The sequence below is a fragment of the Chroococcidiopsis thermalis PCC 7203 genome, assembly GCF_000317125.1.
Lineage (GTDB): Bacteria > Cyanobacteriota > Cyanobacteriia > Cyanobacteriales > Chroococcidiopsidaceae > Chroococcidiopsis > Chroococcidiopsis thermalis.
The window spans coordinates 6,279,989-6,295,711 of record NC_019695.1; the positions used below are offsets into that span (position 1 = coordinate 6,279,989).

Here is a 15,723-nt window from a genome sequence, read left to right on the forward strand (position 1 = left end):
TTGCGCCTACTCTGCGAGAAGCCACCCTTCGGGTGTCTATGCGTGACACTAATCTGTCTTTAACTTTTATGGAAACTAGACCTACCATATACATAGCCATCACCAACCACGGATTCGGACATGCTACCCGCACCGCCTCACTTGCAGCGAAGATCCAGCAGTTGTGTCCCGATATCTTACTCATCATGGTGACAACCGCACCCCGTTGGTTACTGGAATCATACATAGAAGGAGACTTTATCTATCGTCCTCGCGCCTTCGATTTAGGTGTAATCCAGTCAGATAGCTTAACGATGGACAAAGTCGCCACGTTAGAAAAGCTACAGCAAATCCGCAAACAAGAACGCTCGATAATTGCCTCAGAAGTTAACTTTATCCGTCAAAATCGCGTCAATCTGATCCTTGCCGATATCCCTCCTTTGGCAGTAGCGATCGCCCATGCCGCAGGTATTCCCTGTTATATGAGTAGTAACTTTGGATGGGATTTCATTTATCGCGACTGGGGAGGTGAATTTGTGGAATTTGCCGATTGGATGGGCAAGCATTACGCACAATGCGATCGCCTATTTCGGTTGCCTTTTCACGAACCGATGAGTGCTTTTCCCAATATTACCGATGTTGGCTTAACGGGTGGTTCACCACGTCACGCGATCGACACGCTACGATCTAATTGGGGTATCAGTACCCCACCAGAAAAAACTATCTTACTCACTTTTGGTGGTTTAGGTCTACAACAAATTCCGTTTGAAAACCTTCAACTTTTCCCCGATTGGCAGTTCCTTACTTTTGATGTTACAGCTCCAAACTTACCAAATTTAATCAAAATTACTGACCAAAAGTTACGTCCAGTTGATTTTATGCCCCTCTGTGGCAGAGTTATTTCTAAACCAGGTTACGGTACTTTTGCTGAAGCAGTTGGCGTGGGAATTCCTATAGTTACCCTGACTCGTGAAGACTTTGCCGAAGCTAAATTTTTAGTTGATGGAATTGCAAATTACTCTTACCATCAAATTCTCAACACAGAAGAATTCTTTCAAAGCCACTGGGAATTTCTCCACCAACCTCCACAACCGCCTCGACAATCTCAACCTATAGCAAAAGACGGCAACGAAGCGATCGCCCAAGCCGTGCTTGAAGCCGTAAGTCGTAAGTCGTAAATCGGAATTAACTGATAATTGATAACTGACAACTGACCATGCATCAACATATTCTCAGACTTTCTACCGCTGGTAAATCTTTTACTAACATCACTGCTAAAGTTGAAGCAATTGTTGCTCAATCTGGTGTAGAAACTGGACTATGCAATTTATTTTTACGCCATACTTCTGCAAGTTTAGTGATTCAAGAAAATGCCGATCCTGATGTACTGCAAGATTTAGCAAACTTCATGGCAAAACTCGTACCAGAATCAGCGAATTACATCCACAATGCTGAAGGTGCAGATGATATGCCCGCCCACATTCGTACAGCCCTAACTCACACTTCCGAACAAATTCCCATTTCTAGAGGACAATTATTATTAGGAACCTGGCAGGGAATTTACATTTGGGAACACCGTCAGCGCAGCCATATTAGAGAACTTGTCGTTCATATTTCTGAATAGCAGTTATCAGTGGCTAGTGACTCGTGACTAGACCAGAAATAAGAATCTAGCGACCAGCCACTAACCACTCACTACTCACTTCCCAGCTACCATCCAAAATGAAAATCTCAGATTTAATAAATTGGTTTGAAAATTGGGCAAATCCTGCTTGGCAAGAAAGTTGGGATAATTCTGGTTGGCAGATTGAACCAGGAGTATTAGAGCAACCTGCAAGGGTACTGGTATGCTTGACACCAACTCTAGCTGTGATGCAAGAGGCGATCGCACTACAAAAATCGGGGATTCCAGTCAATCTAATTTTTGCCCATCATCCACTAATTTTTAGTCCGCTGAAATCTTTGTGTAGTGGAAATGCGATCGCGGACATGACGCGCCTAGCTTTTCGTCACCATATCGGCGTTTATACAGCTCATACTAACTTTGACCAAGTAGCAGACGGTACTGCTGACGTACTAGCGCAGTTGTTACATCTCAAGCAAGTTGCGCCAATTGTACCGACGCAGCCAGAACTCGGTTACGGTCGCGTGGGAGAGATTAACCCTTCTTGTACTTTGCAAGAATTGTTACAACAAATTCAAACAGTACTGAACCCTCCCGATCTGATTTTCTCCCCGACAGTAGATTTACAAAAAACCATCGAGCGAGTAGCTGTTTTAGGTGGGTCTGGTGCTAGTTTTATTTCGGATGTGGTAAAAACAGGGGCGCAAGCTTATTTAACTTCCGATTGTAAGTTTCATCAATTTCAAGAAAGTCGCGATCGCGGTTTAATTCTGATTGATGCCGGACACTACGCTACCGAACGTCCAGCTTGCGATCGATTGGTGACAAAGCTTCAAACTGCCGGAGTGGAATGGGCGCAATTAAGTCAGCAAGACGAAGATTTTCGACTTTTCTACAAGCGCTAGCAGCTTCTCGACCCAAACACCTCCGCGATCTTACGTAAGTCACAGCCAATATCGTTATATATTTTTACATTTACTCGAAAATTTTGTAGCCCATTTTACAATTTATCTGAGATCTAGCAAGTAACCTAAAAAGTATAAAACAATACGTTTATCAAGACGGTAAGAGTTTAAGCAACTTCTGCAAGCAATTCTTACTAGTTTTCGTCAGCAGCATCTTACATACATACACTGTTTCTACTAACTTTGCCTTTTTTAGTTTAAGTATTTAATAGCAAGATTTGATTTTTTAAAATCAATTCACTGCATTGATTGTCAACAAATTATTACGAAATATCAAAATAATTTGTTAGACTATTTTGCGGAAGTTTGGTAAAAGCTGTTGTAGTAATTCGGCAGACTCAATCGGATAAATTCACGAGTTGCATAAATGCGATCGCTTGCATAGGTAAGCGAAGAATTTTGCTGTGGCATAGCAGTAGCTATTGCAAAACTAAACTATCAATTTAAATATTCGAGTAGGGGTAAGCTATATGTCAGTAGTCTTCAATCTCGATGCTAAGAAAAACGCTCGAATTCTATTACTATCTTTGCGAAAGATAAAGTTTCATGTTGCCCGCTGTTATTTATACGAGCTAGAAGATTTGATTTGTGAATTTGACTCAGCCGATATACTTACACCAGTTTTTAATCCCGACTTGTTCAAAGTTACTAATAGAATTGCTAATACTATGGCTCAAGCTGTTGGTAGTAGCAAGCTAATTAATCCATTATTCAAGCAATTTAATCTGGATAAAGAGTACGAACTATTTTTTATCATCTGCCAGTCTCCTCTAGACATTCTAGCGATAAATTCAATAAAAAACTGGCGAAACAAATGTCGTAGAGTAGTAGTTTGGCTCGATGAAATTTGGGCAAAAGATGTTGAAAAATGGAAAGCTCAGCTGAGTTTTTTGCAAGAAGTTGACTATATCTTCATGAATTTCAGCCAAAGTATCGAGGGAGTCTCTAAAATAATTCAGCGCCCTTGTGACTACATTCCATTTGGGATTGATGCAATTAAGTTCTGTCCTTATCCGCTCAACAGAGAGCGTAGCGTCGATCTTTATAGTGTTGGTCGCCGCTCGCAAGTCACGCATCAAACTTTATTGGATTTATCTGAAAGAGTTAATTTTTTTTATATCTATGAAACTATCAAAGATCTATACACAGCCGATCATAGATATCATCGAAGTTTATATAAAAATATTTTAAAAAAGAGTCGTTATTTTATTGCCAATCGAGCAAAGATTGACGATGCAAATGCAACTGGCGATCAACAAGAAGTAGGCGCACGCTTTTTTGAAGGTGCAGCAGCAGGAACAGTCATGCTAGGAGTTCCCCCTGAATGCGAATCCTTTACTCGAAATTTTGACTGGGAGGATGCAGTCATTCAAGTTGCTTACGATGCCCCTAATATAGTTGAAATTCTAGCCGAACTTGACTCCCAGCCCGATCGCTTGCAAAAAATCCGTACTAACAATGTTGTTAACTCACTCTTAAAACATGATTGGGTTTACCGTTGGGAAACAATTTTAGCTACAGTCGGACTGGATAGTACGCCAGCAATGATGGCTCGGAAAGCTCGTCTACAGAACTTAGTCGAGAGAATACTGACTCGGAAAAACAGCGATCGGCAGCTCATTACTCAGACCGGATTCACAAGCAAGACAGAACGCAGATGCCAGTTGTTTGAATCAGTTATCACTGACTAGTGACGAGTGGCTGGTGACAAGAATTGAGTTTAACCACTAGTCACCAGCCACTCACCAATGACAAATGACCAGTCAAATGGCGCAAAAGAGCGAGGAAGATTTATAGAAAACCCTGATTTTTCTCTATTCAAGCTGATGAGATGCTAAAGAATGAGTTAAAATTGATTAAAATAGATCGAGCTGATAAGGTCGAGTTTTCTCGAATTGACGCTTAGAGGGATGCCACTCAAGCCGAGGAGGCAGAGGGAAAGGCATGATTCGTTTAAGTAAACGTCTAGCGTAAAGGTGGTACAAAAATTTCCAAGTTGCTTAATGCATGTAGCGCGGTCGATAGCCACTGATATTGGTCGGAGTGCGAGGATAAGCGAAATGCTGCTAATGACAGATGAAGTTTCTAATAGGCTTCTTTAGTGTCCGCTAGACTCAGTAGTAGTTTCAATCAATAGCTGGCGGTCGAAATATAATATGAAACTGAAATACAAGCAAAAACTGAAACACAAACATATAATTGCCAAATTGGAGTAAAGTTAAGTAGCTCAAACTGGGTATTATATAGTAGGGTTTAGCCCAACAGTCCACAGGTATAACGACGTTGAGAAAGGTAGAAGCAATAAATGCTACACCGCAAGATTTATCAACTGTGTTGCGATGGGCGTGAAGTATGTATCTTCTTGCGGGATCAGCAACGCTGGATCGAGAAAGCCCGCATCATCGATATCGAAGGCGATTTAGTCACTCTCAGATATGAAACTGAAGAAGAAGACGAAATCTGCTCTTGGGAGGAGATGGTTCGCCTAGAAAGTATTGGTGCAGTGACTCAGAAGCTAGCTTCTGTACCGCGAGGCAATGCTGAACCCTTAGTTTCTGACGACTGCCCCGAAGCAGAGCGCATTCGCAATCGCTTTACTGATTCTAATCCTGAATAAGTTCTAATCAGTAAAGGCGTTATCTAAAACGCCTTTACTTGTTTTATTCGTCTTGGCGTTCGTAGGCAGGGCAGTAGCCATCCGGTGTAACCTTGAAGCCAAATAAGGGCGACTCTGGATTCCAACAGCGCTGCCCGCGCTGGAACTTGCAGGTAGCACAGCAGCTCAAATCCGTCCAGGCTAAGCGATCGCCATTTTGGTTCATCAACTCGCGGGGCGACAAGCCCCGCAAAACTAGGTCTTCACCTTGCCAGCGAGCTTCCACTAAGCCTGTATCGGCAAAATTGCGCCAGCGAGGATCGGCGGTAATGGCATCAGGCAAGGTAATAGTTACAACCGTACCTAATTCATTAAGTTCTCCTTCATAATTCGTTTCTGGAGCAGCTGGTTGAACGAAAACATCGCCGATGGGTAAATCGACAAGCGTGCCAACGGCTGGAGAATGTAAGTGGTAGCGGTTGCGTAATTCTTCCAGGCTAGCTAGGTCGGCTAGATAAGTTGGAGCGCCATGAACGAAAATAACGTGCTTCGGTCGCAGGTTGTGAATAAGTTGAGTCGTACCAGGACCATCGCTATGCTGTGCTAGCAGGTAGGTTTCTACCTCTACTAGGGGTGAGGAATGAGGAGTGAAGAGTGAGGGTTGAAACTCGTTAGGATGACCAGGATTTTCAGGGAGAAGAACTAACCAGGGTCCGGTGTTGGGTTGGCAGTATTGACTTAAATCAGTAACATTATCTGCGATCGCGATACAGGGCGATTGACCGACAATTCCTCGCTGTTCGAGTGGTAGGCGACGGACTCGCGGGCGTACCTTTTCATCCCAAAATAAAGATTGATGTTTGGCAAAGTTTTGTACTGCTGTGGGGAAATGTGGTAGTAATTCTAAATAGGCATCGCAGCCCTGAGCTACACTGCCATCAACCCAAATATCGAGGTTGCGTCCGGTAAAGTTGTGATGGCTGCGCAACAGCATCAGAATTTCCTGACCTAGACCTAGAGTCGATGTAGGCAAAAGGACAGAATACGAACTGGCGATCGCCCGATTAATTCTTTCAGCCAGTTGATTTTCTTGGTTGCGACGGTGCGGATGACGTGCCGTGCCGTAGGTTCCTTCGATAATTAATACATCTGGTTCTAAACCGCGTAACTCTTCTAAAGGTAACCCTTCCACCAGGCGAGAGTTAGATAAGAAAAAGTCCCCCGTGTAAAACACTGTATAAGTGCGCCGTCCAGTCGTGTAGGTAAGGAGAATGGCTGCTGCCCCTGGTAAGTGTCCGGCAGGATATAATTCAGCCGTCAATCCATCCTGAAATTCCACAGGCGATCGCCAAGGTAGCGCTTGACAAAATTGCGGGATCTTTCCATCCTCATCTAACCAATTCAGCGGTAGCAGACGAGTTGTTGCTTCGCTGGCATAAATTGGCAGTTGCGGAAAGGCACGATGCAGGGATAGTAAACCTTTAGCATGATCGGGATGAGCATGACTGCATAGAACTAGGTCTACTGGCAAGTTGGTAGCGACAAGTAAACCATGAGACTTAGGCTGTTCTAGTCCCGATTGTAAAACAGAAATGTCCGTCAATCCGCAATCGAGCAGAATGCGGTACGGTCCCATCTTGACCATCAAACAGACACCTTCATCCCCATGCTTCACACCATAGGGAAAGCATTCTAGTTCTGAATTTGCTTCCCCTACAGGCATAGAGGATGCTGACATGCGATCGCTCATCTTCCCCTCCACTCGAACCTAATGCCGCTGTTGGAGCGCAGCGATAAATATGAAACGATGAATTGTAGGATAATTAGGTCATGAATGAAGCGAGCAGCGAATAGAAGCGACAGGTTAGGGAAAGATCGGGGGGCAATTCAATTCATAATGCGCAATTAGACCCCACGCACTCACAACTAACAACTCTTCACTAATAACTGGTCACTGGTCACTGGTCACTGTTAATGGGCGGAGCCGTTACCGTGGTAGTTGTCTGAATCGTAAAATCCGTTTTTCGTGCCAAAAAATAGGCAACAAACAGTAAATACAACCGTTAATCCTACTAAGACAAGTTTGATATCCATTTCTTAATTATTCCTCTCTTTAATTTCGACAAGCACAACGATTTGAAGTCGAGAGACTTCTACCCTGGGGATATTAGCAGAGCGCGATCGGGCGATCGCTAACAGCCTTCATCCGTTCAATTGTAAATAAATAATTGCTGGTAAATTGACTCTCTTCCATCAGATTTTAGAACCTTCTACCCTAACCCGTCCATCTACTGAAGTTGCACCAGCATTACTTGGCTGCACTTTAGTTAGGCAATTGCCGTCTGGACAAATTCTCAGGGGAGCGATCGTCGAAACAGAAGCTTATGCCCCTGGAGATCCAGCTTTTCATGCCTATCGGCGTGTCACCCCGCGCAATCAAGTTGTATTTGGCATGGCAGGGAGAGCATACGTGTATCAAATCTATGGCATGTACCACTGCCTAAATGTCGTCACGGACTGCGAAGGAATTCCTAGTGCCGTACTCATTCGCGCTTTACAACTGGAGTGCTTGCCTAGTGGCTGGGAAATTGGTAGTAAAGGAAACTTGCACCGTCTAGCGGCTGGACCAGGTAAACTATGTCGTGTTTTGCAGATCGATCGCGGCTTAAACGGAACTATATTACAACCAGGACAACCGCTATGGCTCGAACAACGTCAGCAAGAATTTGCGATCGTCCAGACAACGCGGATCGGACTATCTCAAGGTGTAGATCTCCCTTGGCGGTGGTACGTGCAGGGTTGTCCGGCTGTTTCTAAAGTTTAACTATGACATGTAGCATTTGTAACAATTAGCGCGATCGCATTTGAGCAAAAACCCAAAAAGCTTGTATAATCCTCATCTAAACATCAAATCTCTACATAAAAGGAGATTGACAAATTTATGGCACGTAGTAACGGCGGCGGTTTTTGGGCAGATTTTCGCAAGTTTATCATGCGCGGCAACGTCATTGACTTGGCAGTTGCAGTTGTTATCGGTGGCGCATTTGGCAAGATCGTTACCTCTTTCGTAGAAGATATTATTACGCCCGTAATTCTCAATCCGGCATTGCAGGCTGCTAACGTTCAAGATTTACAAAATTTATCGGTCAACGGCATCAAATACGGTGTGTTTCTAGCAGCTGTTCTCAACTTTTTAGTCATTGCTCTTTGCCTTTTCTTAATCATCCGTGCCTTTGAAAAAGCCCAGCGCCGATTTTTCCGCAGTCCAGAAGCTGCTGAAGCTGCACCACCCGATCCCACTGTTATTGCCCAAGAGAGATTGACAGGAGCATTAGATCGCCTGACGACCACAATTGAGACTCGGAACCTGGGTTAATCCCGAGTTGAGCAAGATAAACATAGGTGCGATCGCACCCCTATCTCATAAGATCCAAAGCTTGTAAAATTGCAGTATTGCTTGGCTTTTAGCCAACCAGAAATGCCTGTTGGCTTTTAGTCCACACAAAACGTCAGTTGGCTTTTAGCCGACCAGAAATGTTTATAGAACAACCAATTGTTTTAACTCTTACTCATGACCGTTGCTGCAAATACTGCTACGGGACTAGGTTCCCGCTTGGTAAACACCGTGCTGGCAATTCAGCCTCTAGCTAACTTAGCTAAGCATCAAGCACGGCAAATGATGGTGAAACGAGCAGAGAAAATCGGCGTACCCTGGACCAAAACAGTCCGAGAATTACGCTCTCAAGAATGGGAAAGCCACTGGCAACAGGTATACAATCCTCAATTGCAATATCCCGAGTATTATTGCTGCTCTTTCCACGCTTACGAACAAGGCAATCTCAGTTGGGATGCAGCTTTTGAGGTAGAAGTCGCTGCGCGTGCCGTTCACGCAGGAATTTGGTCTAATGCAGGCGCGGCTGGCGATGCTCAACTTCGTCAGAGCTATCATGAAATCGTCAAAAGCCAACTTCCTCACAACCCACAAGCAATTCTTGATGTAGGCTGTAGCGTGGGTATGAGTACATTTGCTCTAAAAGCACTCTATCCCCAAGCAAAAATTACTGGTTTAGACTTATCACCCTATTTTCTTGCCGTTGCCCATCAGCGATCGCAGCAGCAAAACCAGAGCGAAATCGAATGGGTACACGCTGCCGCAGAAGCAACAGGACTACCAGAGGCAAATTACGATCTCGTTTCGATTTTTCTTGTCTGTCACGAATTGCCTCAGTCAGCCACGCGGCAGATATTGCAGGAGATGCAGCGGTTGTTGCGTCCGGGCGGATATTTGGCAATTATGGACATGAATCCCCAGTCAGAAATCTATGCCCAGATGCCACCCTACATCTTGACGCTACTCAAAAGTACCGAGCCATATCTAGACGAATATTTCACGTTGGATATTGCTCAAGCAATCGTAGCAGCAGGTTTCCATCCACCTACTATCACCTGTAACAGCCCCCGCCACCGGACGATTGTGTCTCAGGTGAAGGATTAGTAGTGCGTGGTGCGTGGTGCGCGGGCAGAGTGGAACGTACTTAATTCCGAATTCCGAATTCCGAATTCCGAATTCATTTGGGCAGTTATTCCGCCACTATTGCTACTGATTTATTACTATCGTCGGGCAACTGCACCACCTCCCCTGTTTCTATTACTACTGTGCTTCGGTTGGGGCGCAATTTTTGGTAGTATCGCTCTGGGTCTAGAGTGGATATTCGAGCATCTCACCAGCCAGTGGGAAGATTGGCAAAGATTTACTCGCACTCTTGCTGGTGTAGCTGTACGTCAGTTGGTGTTTATTGCCCCAATTGAAGAGGGATGTAAGTTAGCTGGAGTCATTACTTCTCAATGGTTGGCAGGACGTAGAGGTAACGGGCGATCGCCTGCCCTCTCTATTTTCATACAGACAATCGCGATCGCTCTAGGGTTCACTGCTCAAGAAAGCTGGGTTTATTTATCCAATGGCGTAGCAACTGTATTCGAGCGCGCGATCGGTACTCCCATTCATGCCATGTTCTCAGCAGCTTTTGGCTATGCTCTGGCAAGGGAGCAGGGAAGAAGAGAGCTGAGGGAGCCCAGGAAGCCCAGGAGGCTGAGGGAGAAGTTACCTCTTGCCTCTCGCCTCTTGCCTTTTGCCTTTTCGATCGACGCAATTATTTGTCATGCTCTCGTCAATATATTTTCTAGTGCTTGGCGCTACAATCCACCAATAAATCTTTTGAGCTACTTATTATTTCCATTTTTACTCTGGCTCTTTTGGCGCATGGAAAGCTGGTGGCGACAGGTGCAGCATCAGCCATCAATTATCCTGATTTCTGGCATCACATCTATCCATCGCTACTGGCAAAGAGGTTTGGTTGCGTTTGCCCTGATGCTCGGTGGTAATGCAATTTTTGGCTTTTTTCTGCTTGTCAGAACTCTTAGCCCTTTACATCCCGTCCAGCTACTCGAACCAGATATTTTCTGGTTTATCGCGAGTCGCTCGGCACTCAATTCGATTCCTGGAGCGATCGCCTGGGGAATTTATCGATACTTGAGGTTTGCTGCTAGCCGTCGCAATTTGTCATGATATTCTTTAGAAAAATCATTTATAAAACTTCGCAATCATTTAACATAATTAACAAGACGTATAATTTTTGTTTCAGCAAAGTATTATGATGCAGGGCGGAGAGACAGAAACCCAGGTAAAGAGAGCAGCTATGGCTAACATCAAATTTGTGCAAGAAAATCGGGAGGCGATCGCCGCTGATGGGGCAAACCTCCGCATCAAAGCTCTAGAAAATGGTATCGATCTTTATACAACTTGGGGCAAAATGATGAACTGCGGCGGCTATGGTCAATGCGGTACTTGTATCGTAGAGATTGTTGAAGGTGTAGAAAATCTCTCACCCCGCACTCCAGTTGAAAACAAAAAGCTGAAGAAAAAGCCAGCTAACTATCGTCTTGCTTGTCAAACTTTAGTCAACGGACCAGTTAGCGTTGTTACTAAACCAAAATGAGGGAGCGATCGAGCAGAGGAGTAGCAGAGCGCAAGGTCGCTGAGGGGCTTCAGGAGCAACTACCAACTACCAACTACCAATTCCCCACGCCTTACACCCTACACCCTTTCTTTACTGATAACTGACAACTGGTCGCTGACTCGCCCCTCCCTCTGTGTCACGCATTGATGATATCCTGAAAGAGTCAAACCCCCGTATAAAAGAGGCTTTCTGGCGATGCAAGTAAACGATTTAGGCTTTGTGGCAAGCATCTTATTTGTGCTAGTTCCATCTGTATTTTTAATCATTCTTTACATCCAAACCGCTAGCCGCGAAGGAAAAAAAGATTAATTATCACTGTTTTGTCAATTGCTTTGAATCAAAAACAAAACCTCTGTAGTTCTTTCTACAGAGGTTTTTAGTTATTAGTTCACGGGGTGTAGGATTGAATTGTGACTTGTCTTGCTTTGCGACTTTCTCTTCCTGCTCTTCAACCAACCGTCCGCGCTAACAGCACGGGACATGTAGCATTGACACGAACGTAATCTGATAGCGATGAGCCGATTAAGCGATCGATGTCAACAAAACTTTTAGCCACGGAAGGACGGCGATCGGGTGAACCCAGCATTAGTAAGTCTACAGACATATCCTCAGATAAGCGGCAAATTTCTTCGCCTGGCTTGCCCATACTAGTGACACAGCGGGTTTGCACTCCTTGCTTTTTCGCTTCAGCGATCGCCCCAGCCAAAACTGGATCTTTTTCTGCTGCTGCTAGGGCAACTTCTCCTTGTTTACCGCTCAAATTCTTATTGACGTATGCTAAGACTAGCTGACCGCCTTTAATATCTCTCAGCAAAAAGAGTGCTAACTGCAAGCATTGTTTTGCCGCATCGGAACCGTCATAAGCTACCATGATGCGGTTGATTTTCTTCACGTAAATGTCATCCTTCACCAGCAACATAGGACGCGAGGATAACTGAAATACGTATTGACTGACAGAGTTAGATAAAATTGCTTGCAACCGCTTGAGTCCTCGCGAACCCATAATAATTAAGTCAGCATCAACCTCATCTGCTACTTGACATACTACGTCTTTGGGTTCTCCCTGTCGCAGCATAGTAACAGTTCGGCTGGGATCTAACCCTAAGTACTCCACAGCATTTGCGATAATTTTGTCACCTTCCTCTAGCTTGGTTGTCATTCCAGCAGAAGTTGCTTGGGAAGGAACTACATGTAAAACAGTAACTTTTGCCTGTCCGATCGATGGAATCTCTTTCAAATTCTTGAGCATTTCTTCTGCGTGTCCCAGTCCTGAGACAGCAAGCAAAATTTTTTCAATCATTGATTTAACCCGATAGTGAATGCGTCTAGTTTTTATGCTTGGTTAGTGGATGAGTGGGTTAGAATTTGCTTTTTTTCAGTTAGCTCAAGCAGCTTAGCAAGCCATCATCTCTCATTATTATTCTTAAGCATAACGGTCATGCTACTGCAATAAGTTTGACAATTTGTTATCTTCTTTCAAGATAGATAAATTATTATTTAAGTTGACTTATATATTACATAGAAAAAAGTATTTTAAAATTTGTTAAGATCGAGGGTGAGAAAATCTCAAAATCCGATCGCTTCAACTGTTATTTCTTCCCGAGCAGCACAAAGTTGAAGCGAGCTTCAACTTTGTGCTGAGACTGACAATAATGGCAATACTTTCAGTAGTTCGCACAACAATCGTCGCGCTGGCTAGGCGTAGTTCAAAGCAATTGGAAAGTAAACTTTTGAGTGACAGTTTGAATAGTGTCACTCAGCCAGAGTGTAGAGCTGTGTAGCAAATTTTGCTGAAGCTTGAATTGAGATTGGAGTGAGATAATATTTTTTGGATTTTATTAATCTTTTTTTAGATTGAGTATTGCACTATTCGAGAACGGAGTTAAACTAAATATGAAGTATCTTATCTACAGATACTAGTAAACTAGCTGTACCGCGATCGCAAGACGAAGGTAACAGTTGAGTATATAGATTGATTAAAGGTGTGAGGGAAAAAAGGAATATGTCTAGGTTATTGTGGAAAACCGTTATTCTCAGCCCAGCGTGGCTGACTGCCGCACTCGCAGTTTCAACATCGGCAATCGCTGCTACACCAAGCAGCGCTCCAGCAGTTTCAGAACTTAATGCTGCTATTGAAGCCAAAGAGACAAGTATTGTCAATAGTGGCGTTACAAAACCACAGGGAACGCTAATTGCACAACAAGTGCCTGCTGCCCCTGAAACTGACAATACAATTTCCGAAATCAACCGTTATGGTAATGAAGGTCGAGGCGATCGCAACAACATCGCGCAGGTAACCTCAGTCTCTCAGCTATCAGACGTACAGCCTACAGACTGGGCATTCCAAGCCTTGCAATCCTTGGTAGAACGCTATGGCGTAATTGCAGGTTATCCCGATGGCACGTTTCGAGGTAACCGTGCCATGACTCGTTATGAGTTTGCCGCAGGTTTGAACGCTGCTCTCGATCGCGTTAATGAATTGATTGCAGCTGGCACAGCCGATCAAGTTCGCAAGGAAGACTTAGCTACCCTGCAAAGATTGCAAGAAGAATTCTCTGCGGAACTAGCAACTCTACGCGGACGGGTAGACAGCCTAGAAGCTAACGTTGCAGAACTCGAAGCGAATCAGTTCTCGACTACCACTAAACTCGTGGGTGAAGTGGTCGCTGCTGTCAGTGATGCTTTTGGCGGAGACACCGACGCTAATACAGTGTTCCAAGATCGGGTGCGATTGGATTTCCAAACCAGTTTCACCGGTAGCGATATCCTCCACACTCGTTTATCAGCTGGTAATGCGACTCGCTTAGATGTGGGTGAAGATACTTACCAAAACACTCTCACTTTCAACCCAGCCGACAATGGTAATGATGTTGTGGTAGACTGGGCAGCCTACGACTTTAAACTCCCAATTGGCGAAAACTCCAGAGCTTATCTAGCCGCAGCGGGAGGCGTTCACGCCGACTACGCTCCTACCAACAACCCCTTCTTTGAAGACTTTGATGGTGGTCGTGGGGCAATATCTACCTTCGCTTCCGAAAACCCGATCTATCGGATTGGGGGTGGTGCAGGTTTGGGGATCAACATCGCTCCTTTTGGCGAAGCCAGTGGTTTTAAACCTAGTATCACAGCTGGCTATTTTGCTAGAAATGCTCAAGATCCAGGTCAAGGGGCTGGCTTGTTTAACGGTGATTATGCAGCATTAGGACAGCTGAACTTCAACTTCGGCGATCGCATTGCCCTTGCAGCAACTTATGTTAACGCATACAACACCGGAGCTTCTCTCGGCAACCTCAATCCAGATGACGATGAAAACTCCGATATCTTTAATTACGCCGGTAGTACTGGTGTTGTTGGGACGCTAGAGGCAAACAATCCATCTAGGCTTTTGGGTGCGGCTGTAGGTGCTGATACTGTCCCAATCTCTTCTAATTCCTACGGTCTTTCTGGTTCTTTCAGATTAAGCGACACCATCTCGATCAGCGGCTTCGGATCTTACACCAATGCTACTCTTATTGGTCGTGGTAATGGTGATATCTGGTCATTTGGTGGCGGTGTAGCTTTCTCTGACCTGGGTAAAGAAGGTAACTTGTTAGGTATTTTTGCTGGCGTGCAACCAACATTAACATCTCTAGATGCTCCTGGTGTCAGAGATTTCAGTAATGAATATGGACTCCACGTTGAAGGCTTCTACCGCTACCAACTTACCGATAATATTTCCGTCACTCCTGGTGTGATTTGGCTCAACCGAGTTGGTCAAACTGGCAGCGATGAAGATGCAATCATCGGTACGCTTCGCACAACATTCAACTTCTAGGTTTTGGTGACCGACTAATTTGAGCGACTCTTAGTTCTGGAATTAGCCGTTTTCTCAATTATCATACCCCGCGATCGCAGCGGGGTTTTTTGTTGGTCATTCGTCATCTGTCTTTTGTCATTTGATGAACCCCTTGACAAATAACAAGTGACAAATCACAAATCTATCAAACCCCAGTGGAGAACCGGGGTATAATAGAGAAGTTAAGACTAAAAATTAAAATATCCTTCAACTTCTTGGAACTAGCTTGTGGAACTGTCGTGTAAATCAGAATATGCTCTGCTTGCCCTCTCAGAGCTAGCAGCTCGCTACCAAAGCGGTGAACCCTTGCAAATTCGGCAAATAGCAGCTCAACAAAACATTCCAGACCGCTACTTAGAGCAACTACTAGCAACCTTAAGACGCGGTGGTATAGTCAAAAGCCAACGGGGAGCCAAGGGAGGCTATATCCTAGCGCGAGAACCTTGGAAAATTACTTTACTAGAGGTTTTGGTCTGCCTAGAAGGTATAGAAGCAAGAGCTACTGAAGAAGAAAGTAAGCCTAGAACGTTAGAAACTGCTGTCGTGCATGAGATTTGGCATGAAGCTCGACAAGCGGCAAATATGGTCTTGCAGCAGCATACCTTACAAAATCTTTGCGAACAGATAGCTGCCAGACGACAACTCGATATTATGTACTATATCTGATTGCCAGTGAGTAATGAGTAGTGAGTAGTGGAATTACTATT

General features: G+C 44.5%; 17 protein-coding genes. 14 read left to right on the forward strand and 3 right to left on the reverse strand.

The window, feature by feature from the left end:
• The first annotated feature begins 38 nt into the window (after positions 1-38).
• From CHRO_RS27375 to CHRO_RS27395, 5 genes are all read left to right on the forward strand, one after another.
• Positions 39-1,157 carry a hypothetical protein gene (locus CHRO_RS27375; RefSeq protein ID WP_015157473.1) on the forward strand — a complete coding sequence of 373 codons (1,119 nt, stop codon included), beginning with the start codon at positions 39-41 and terminating at the stop codon, positions 1,155-1,157.
• 38 nt (positions 1,158-1,195) lie between these two features.
• The gene (locus tag CHRO_RS27380) at positions 1,196-1,603 is read left to right on the forward strand and encodes a secondary thiamine-phosphate synthase enzyme YjbQ (protein WP_015157474.1); all 408 of its coding nucleotides are present in this window, start codon (positions 1,196-1,198) and stop codon (positions 1,601-1,603) included.
• A gap of 98 nt (positions 1,604-1,701) precedes the next feature.
• Positions 1,702-2,508 (forward strand): Nif3-like dinuclear metal center hexameric protein, encoded by an 807-nt coding sequence (locus CHRO_RS27385; RefSeq protein WP_015157475.1) that lies wholly within the window; start codon positions 1,702-1,704, stop codon positions 2,506-2,508.
• A gap of 530 nt (positions 2,509-3,038) precedes the next feature.
• Positions 3,039-4,259: a glycosyltransferase gene (locus CHRO_RS27390; RefSeq protein WP_015157476.1), complete on the forward strand. Its 1,221-nt coding sequence runs from the start codon at positions 3,039-3,041 to the stop codon at positions 4,257-4,259.
• Between the two features lie 614 nt (positions 4,260-4,873).
• Positions 4,874-5,185 (forward strand): DUF6679 family protein, encoded by a 312-nt coding sequence (locus CHRO_RS27395; RefSeq protein WP_015157477.1) that lies wholly within the window; start codon positions 4,874-4,876, stop codon positions 5,183-5,185.
• Positions 5,186-5,228: 43 nt separating this feature from the next.
• On the opposite strand, the gene CHRO_RS27400 is transcribed toward CHRO_RS27395, so the two are convergent.
• The gene (locus CHRO_RS27400; RefSeq protein WP_015157478.1) at positions 5,229-6,914 is read right to left on the reverse strand and encodes an MBL fold metallo-hydrolase; all 1,686 of its coding nucleotides are present in this window, start codon (positions 6,912-6,914) and stop codon (positions 5,229-5,231) included.
• A 221-nt stretch (positions 6,915-7,135) separates the two neighbouring features.
• Positions 7,136-7,258 carry a hypothetical protein gene (locus CHRO_RS34640; RefSeq protein WP_015157479.1) on the reverse strand — a complete coding sequence of 41 codons (123 nt, stop codon included), beginning with the start codon at positions 7,256-7,258 and terminating at the stop codon, positions 7,136-7,138.
• Positions 7,259-7,403: 145 nt separating this feature from the next.
• Between CHRO_RS34640 and CHRO_RS27410 the strand changes: the two genes are divergently transcribed.
• The 7 genes from CHRO_RS27410 (at position 7,404) to psbM (ending at position 11,490) form a co-directional block, all read left to right on the forward strand.
• On the forward strand, positions 7,404-7,988 hold the full coding sequence (locus CHRO_RS27410; protein WP_015157480.1) for a DNA-3-methyladenine glycosylase: 585 nt from the start codon (positions 7,404-7,406) through the stop codon (positions 7,986-7,988).
• A gap of 117 nt (positions 7,989-8,105) precedes the next feature.
• The gene (gene mscL, locus CHRO_RS27415) at positions 8,106-8,540 is read left to right on the forward strand and encodes a large conductance mechanosensitive channel protein MscL (protein WP_015157481.1); all 435 of its coding nucleotides are present in this window, start codon (positions 8,106-8,108) and stop codon (positions 8,538-8,540) included.
• A gap of 195 nt (positions 8,541-8,735) precedes the next feature.
• On the forward strand, positions 8,736-9,659 hold the full coding sequence (locus CHRO_RS27420; protein WP_015157482.1) for a class I SAM-dependent methyltransferase: 924 nt from the start codon (positions 8,736-8,738) through the stop codon (positions 9,657-9,659).
• A 6-nt stretch (positions 9,660-9,665) separates the two neighbouring features.
• On the forward strand, positions 9,666-10,730 hold the full coding sequence (locus tag CHRO_RS27425; RefSeq protein ID WP_015157483.1) for a PrsW family glutamic-type intramembrane protease: 1,065 nt from the start codon (positions 9,666-9,668) through the stop codon (positions 10,728-10,730).
• Positions 10,731-10,860: 130 nt separating this feature from the next.
• Positions 10,861-11,160, forward strand: a complete 300-nt coding sequence (locus tag CHRO_RS27430; RefSeq protein WP_041463596.1) for a 2Fe-2S iron-sulfur cluster-binding protein — start codon at positions 10,861-10,863, stop codon at positions 11,158-11,160.
• The gene (locus tag CHRO_RS34645) at positions 11,157-11,285 is read left to right on the forward strand and encodes a hypothetical protein (protein WP_255409924.1); all 129 of its coding nucleotides are present in this window, start codon (positions 11,157-11,159) and stop codon (positions 11,283-11,285) included. Before CHRO_RS27430 ends, CHRO_RS34645 begins: the two co-directional genes overlap by 4 nt.
• A gap of 91 nt (positions 11,286-11,376) precedes the next feature.
• Positions 11,377-11,490: a photosystem II reaction center protein PsbM gene (gene psbM, locus CHRO_RS30960; protein WP_015157485.1), complete on the forward strand. Its 114-nt coding sequence runs from the start codon at positions 11,377-11,379 to the stop codon at positions 11,488-11,490.
• A gap of 139 nt (positions 11,491-11,629) precedes the next feature.
• Here psbM and CHRO_RS27435 read toward each other — a convergent pair whose 3' ends face one another.
• Positions 11,630-12,481, reverse strand: a complete 852-nt coding sequence (locus CHRO_RS27435; RefSeq protein WP_015157486.1) for a universal stress protein — start codon at positions 12,479-12,481, stop codon at positions 11,630-11,632.
• A 702-nt stretch (positions 12,482-13,183) separates the two neighbouring features.
• On the opposite strand from CHRO_RS27435, the gene CHRO_RS27440 reads away from it, so the two are divergent.
• Both CHRO_RS27440 and CHRO_RS27445 read left to right on the forward strand, forming a co-directional pair.
• Complete coding sequence (locus tag CHRO_RS27440) at positions 13,184-14,995, forward strand: iron uptake porin (protein WP_015157487.1); 1,812 nt, start codon at positions 13,184-13,186, stop codon at positions 14,993-14,995.
• Positions 14,996-15,244: 249 nt separating this feature from the next.
• Positions 15,245-15,682: an RrF2 family transcriptional regulator gene (locus CHRO_RS27445; protein ID WP_015157488.1), complete on the forward strand. Its 438-nt coding sequence runs from the start codon at positions 15,245-15,247 to the stop codon at positions 15,680-15,682.
• Positions 15,683-15,723 lie beyond the last annotated feature (41 nt).

Excerpts from the sequence above, each read along its gene's own strand:
- CHRO_RS34645 (WP_255409924.1), top strand. The coding sequence starts at position 11,157 with ATGAGGGAGCGATCGAGCAGAGGAGTAGCAGAGCGCAAGGTCGCTGAG.
- CHRO_RS27375 (WP_015157473.1), top strand. The coding sequence starts at position 39 with ATGCGTGACACTAATCTGTCTTTAACTTTTATGGAAACTAGACCTACC.
- mscL (WP_015157481.1), top strand. The coding sequence starts at position 8,106 with ATGGCACGTAGTAACGGCGGCGGTTTTTGGGCAGATTTTCGCAAGTTT.
- CHRO_RS27385 (WP_015157475.1), top strand. The coding sequence starts at position 1,702 with ATGAAAATCTCAGATTTAATAAATTGGTTTGAAAATTGGGCAAATCCT.
- CHRO_RS27380 (WP_015157474.1), top strand. The coding sequence starts at position 1,196 with ATGCATCAACATATTCTCAGACTTTCTACCGCTGGTAAATCTTTTACT.
- psbM (WP_015157485.1), top strand. The coding sequence starts at position 11,377 with ATGCAAGTAAACGATTTAGGCTTTGTGGCAAGCATCTTATTTGTGCTA.
- CHRO_RS27395 (WP_015157477.1), top strand. The coding sequence starts at position 4,874 with ATGCTACACCGCAAGATTTATCAACTGTGTTGCGATGGGCGTGAAGTA.
- CHRO_RS27420 (WP_015157482.1), top strand. The coding sequence starts at position 8,736 with ATGACCGTTGCTGCAAATACTGCTACGGGACTAGGTTCCCGCTTGGTA.
- CHRO_RS34640 (WP_015157479.1), bottom strand. The coding sequence starts at position 7,258 with ATGGATATCAAACTTGTCTTAGTAGGATTAACGGTTGTATTTACTGTT.
- CHRO_RS27435 (WP_015157486.1), bottom strand. The coding sequence starts at position 12,481 with ATGATTGAAAAAATTTTGCTTGCTGTCTCAGGACTGGGACACGCAGAA.
- CHRO_RS27390 (WP_015157476.1), top strand. The coding sequence starts at position 3,039 with ATGTCAGTAGTCTTCAATCTCGATGCTAAGAAAAACGCTCGAATTCTA.
- CHRO_RS27400 (WP_015157478.1), bottom strand. The coding sequence starts at position 6,914 with ATGAGCGATCGCATGTCAGCATCCTCTATGCCTGTAGGGGAAGCAAAT.
- CHRO_RS27430 (WP_041463596.1), top strand. The coding sequence starts at position 10,861 with ATGGCTAACATCAAATTTGTGCAAGAAAATCGGGAGGCGATCGCCGCT.
- CHRO_RS27440 (WP_015157487.1), top strand. The coding sequence starts at position 13,184 with ATGTCTAGGTTATTGTGGAAAACCGTTATTCTCAGCCCAGCGTGGCTG.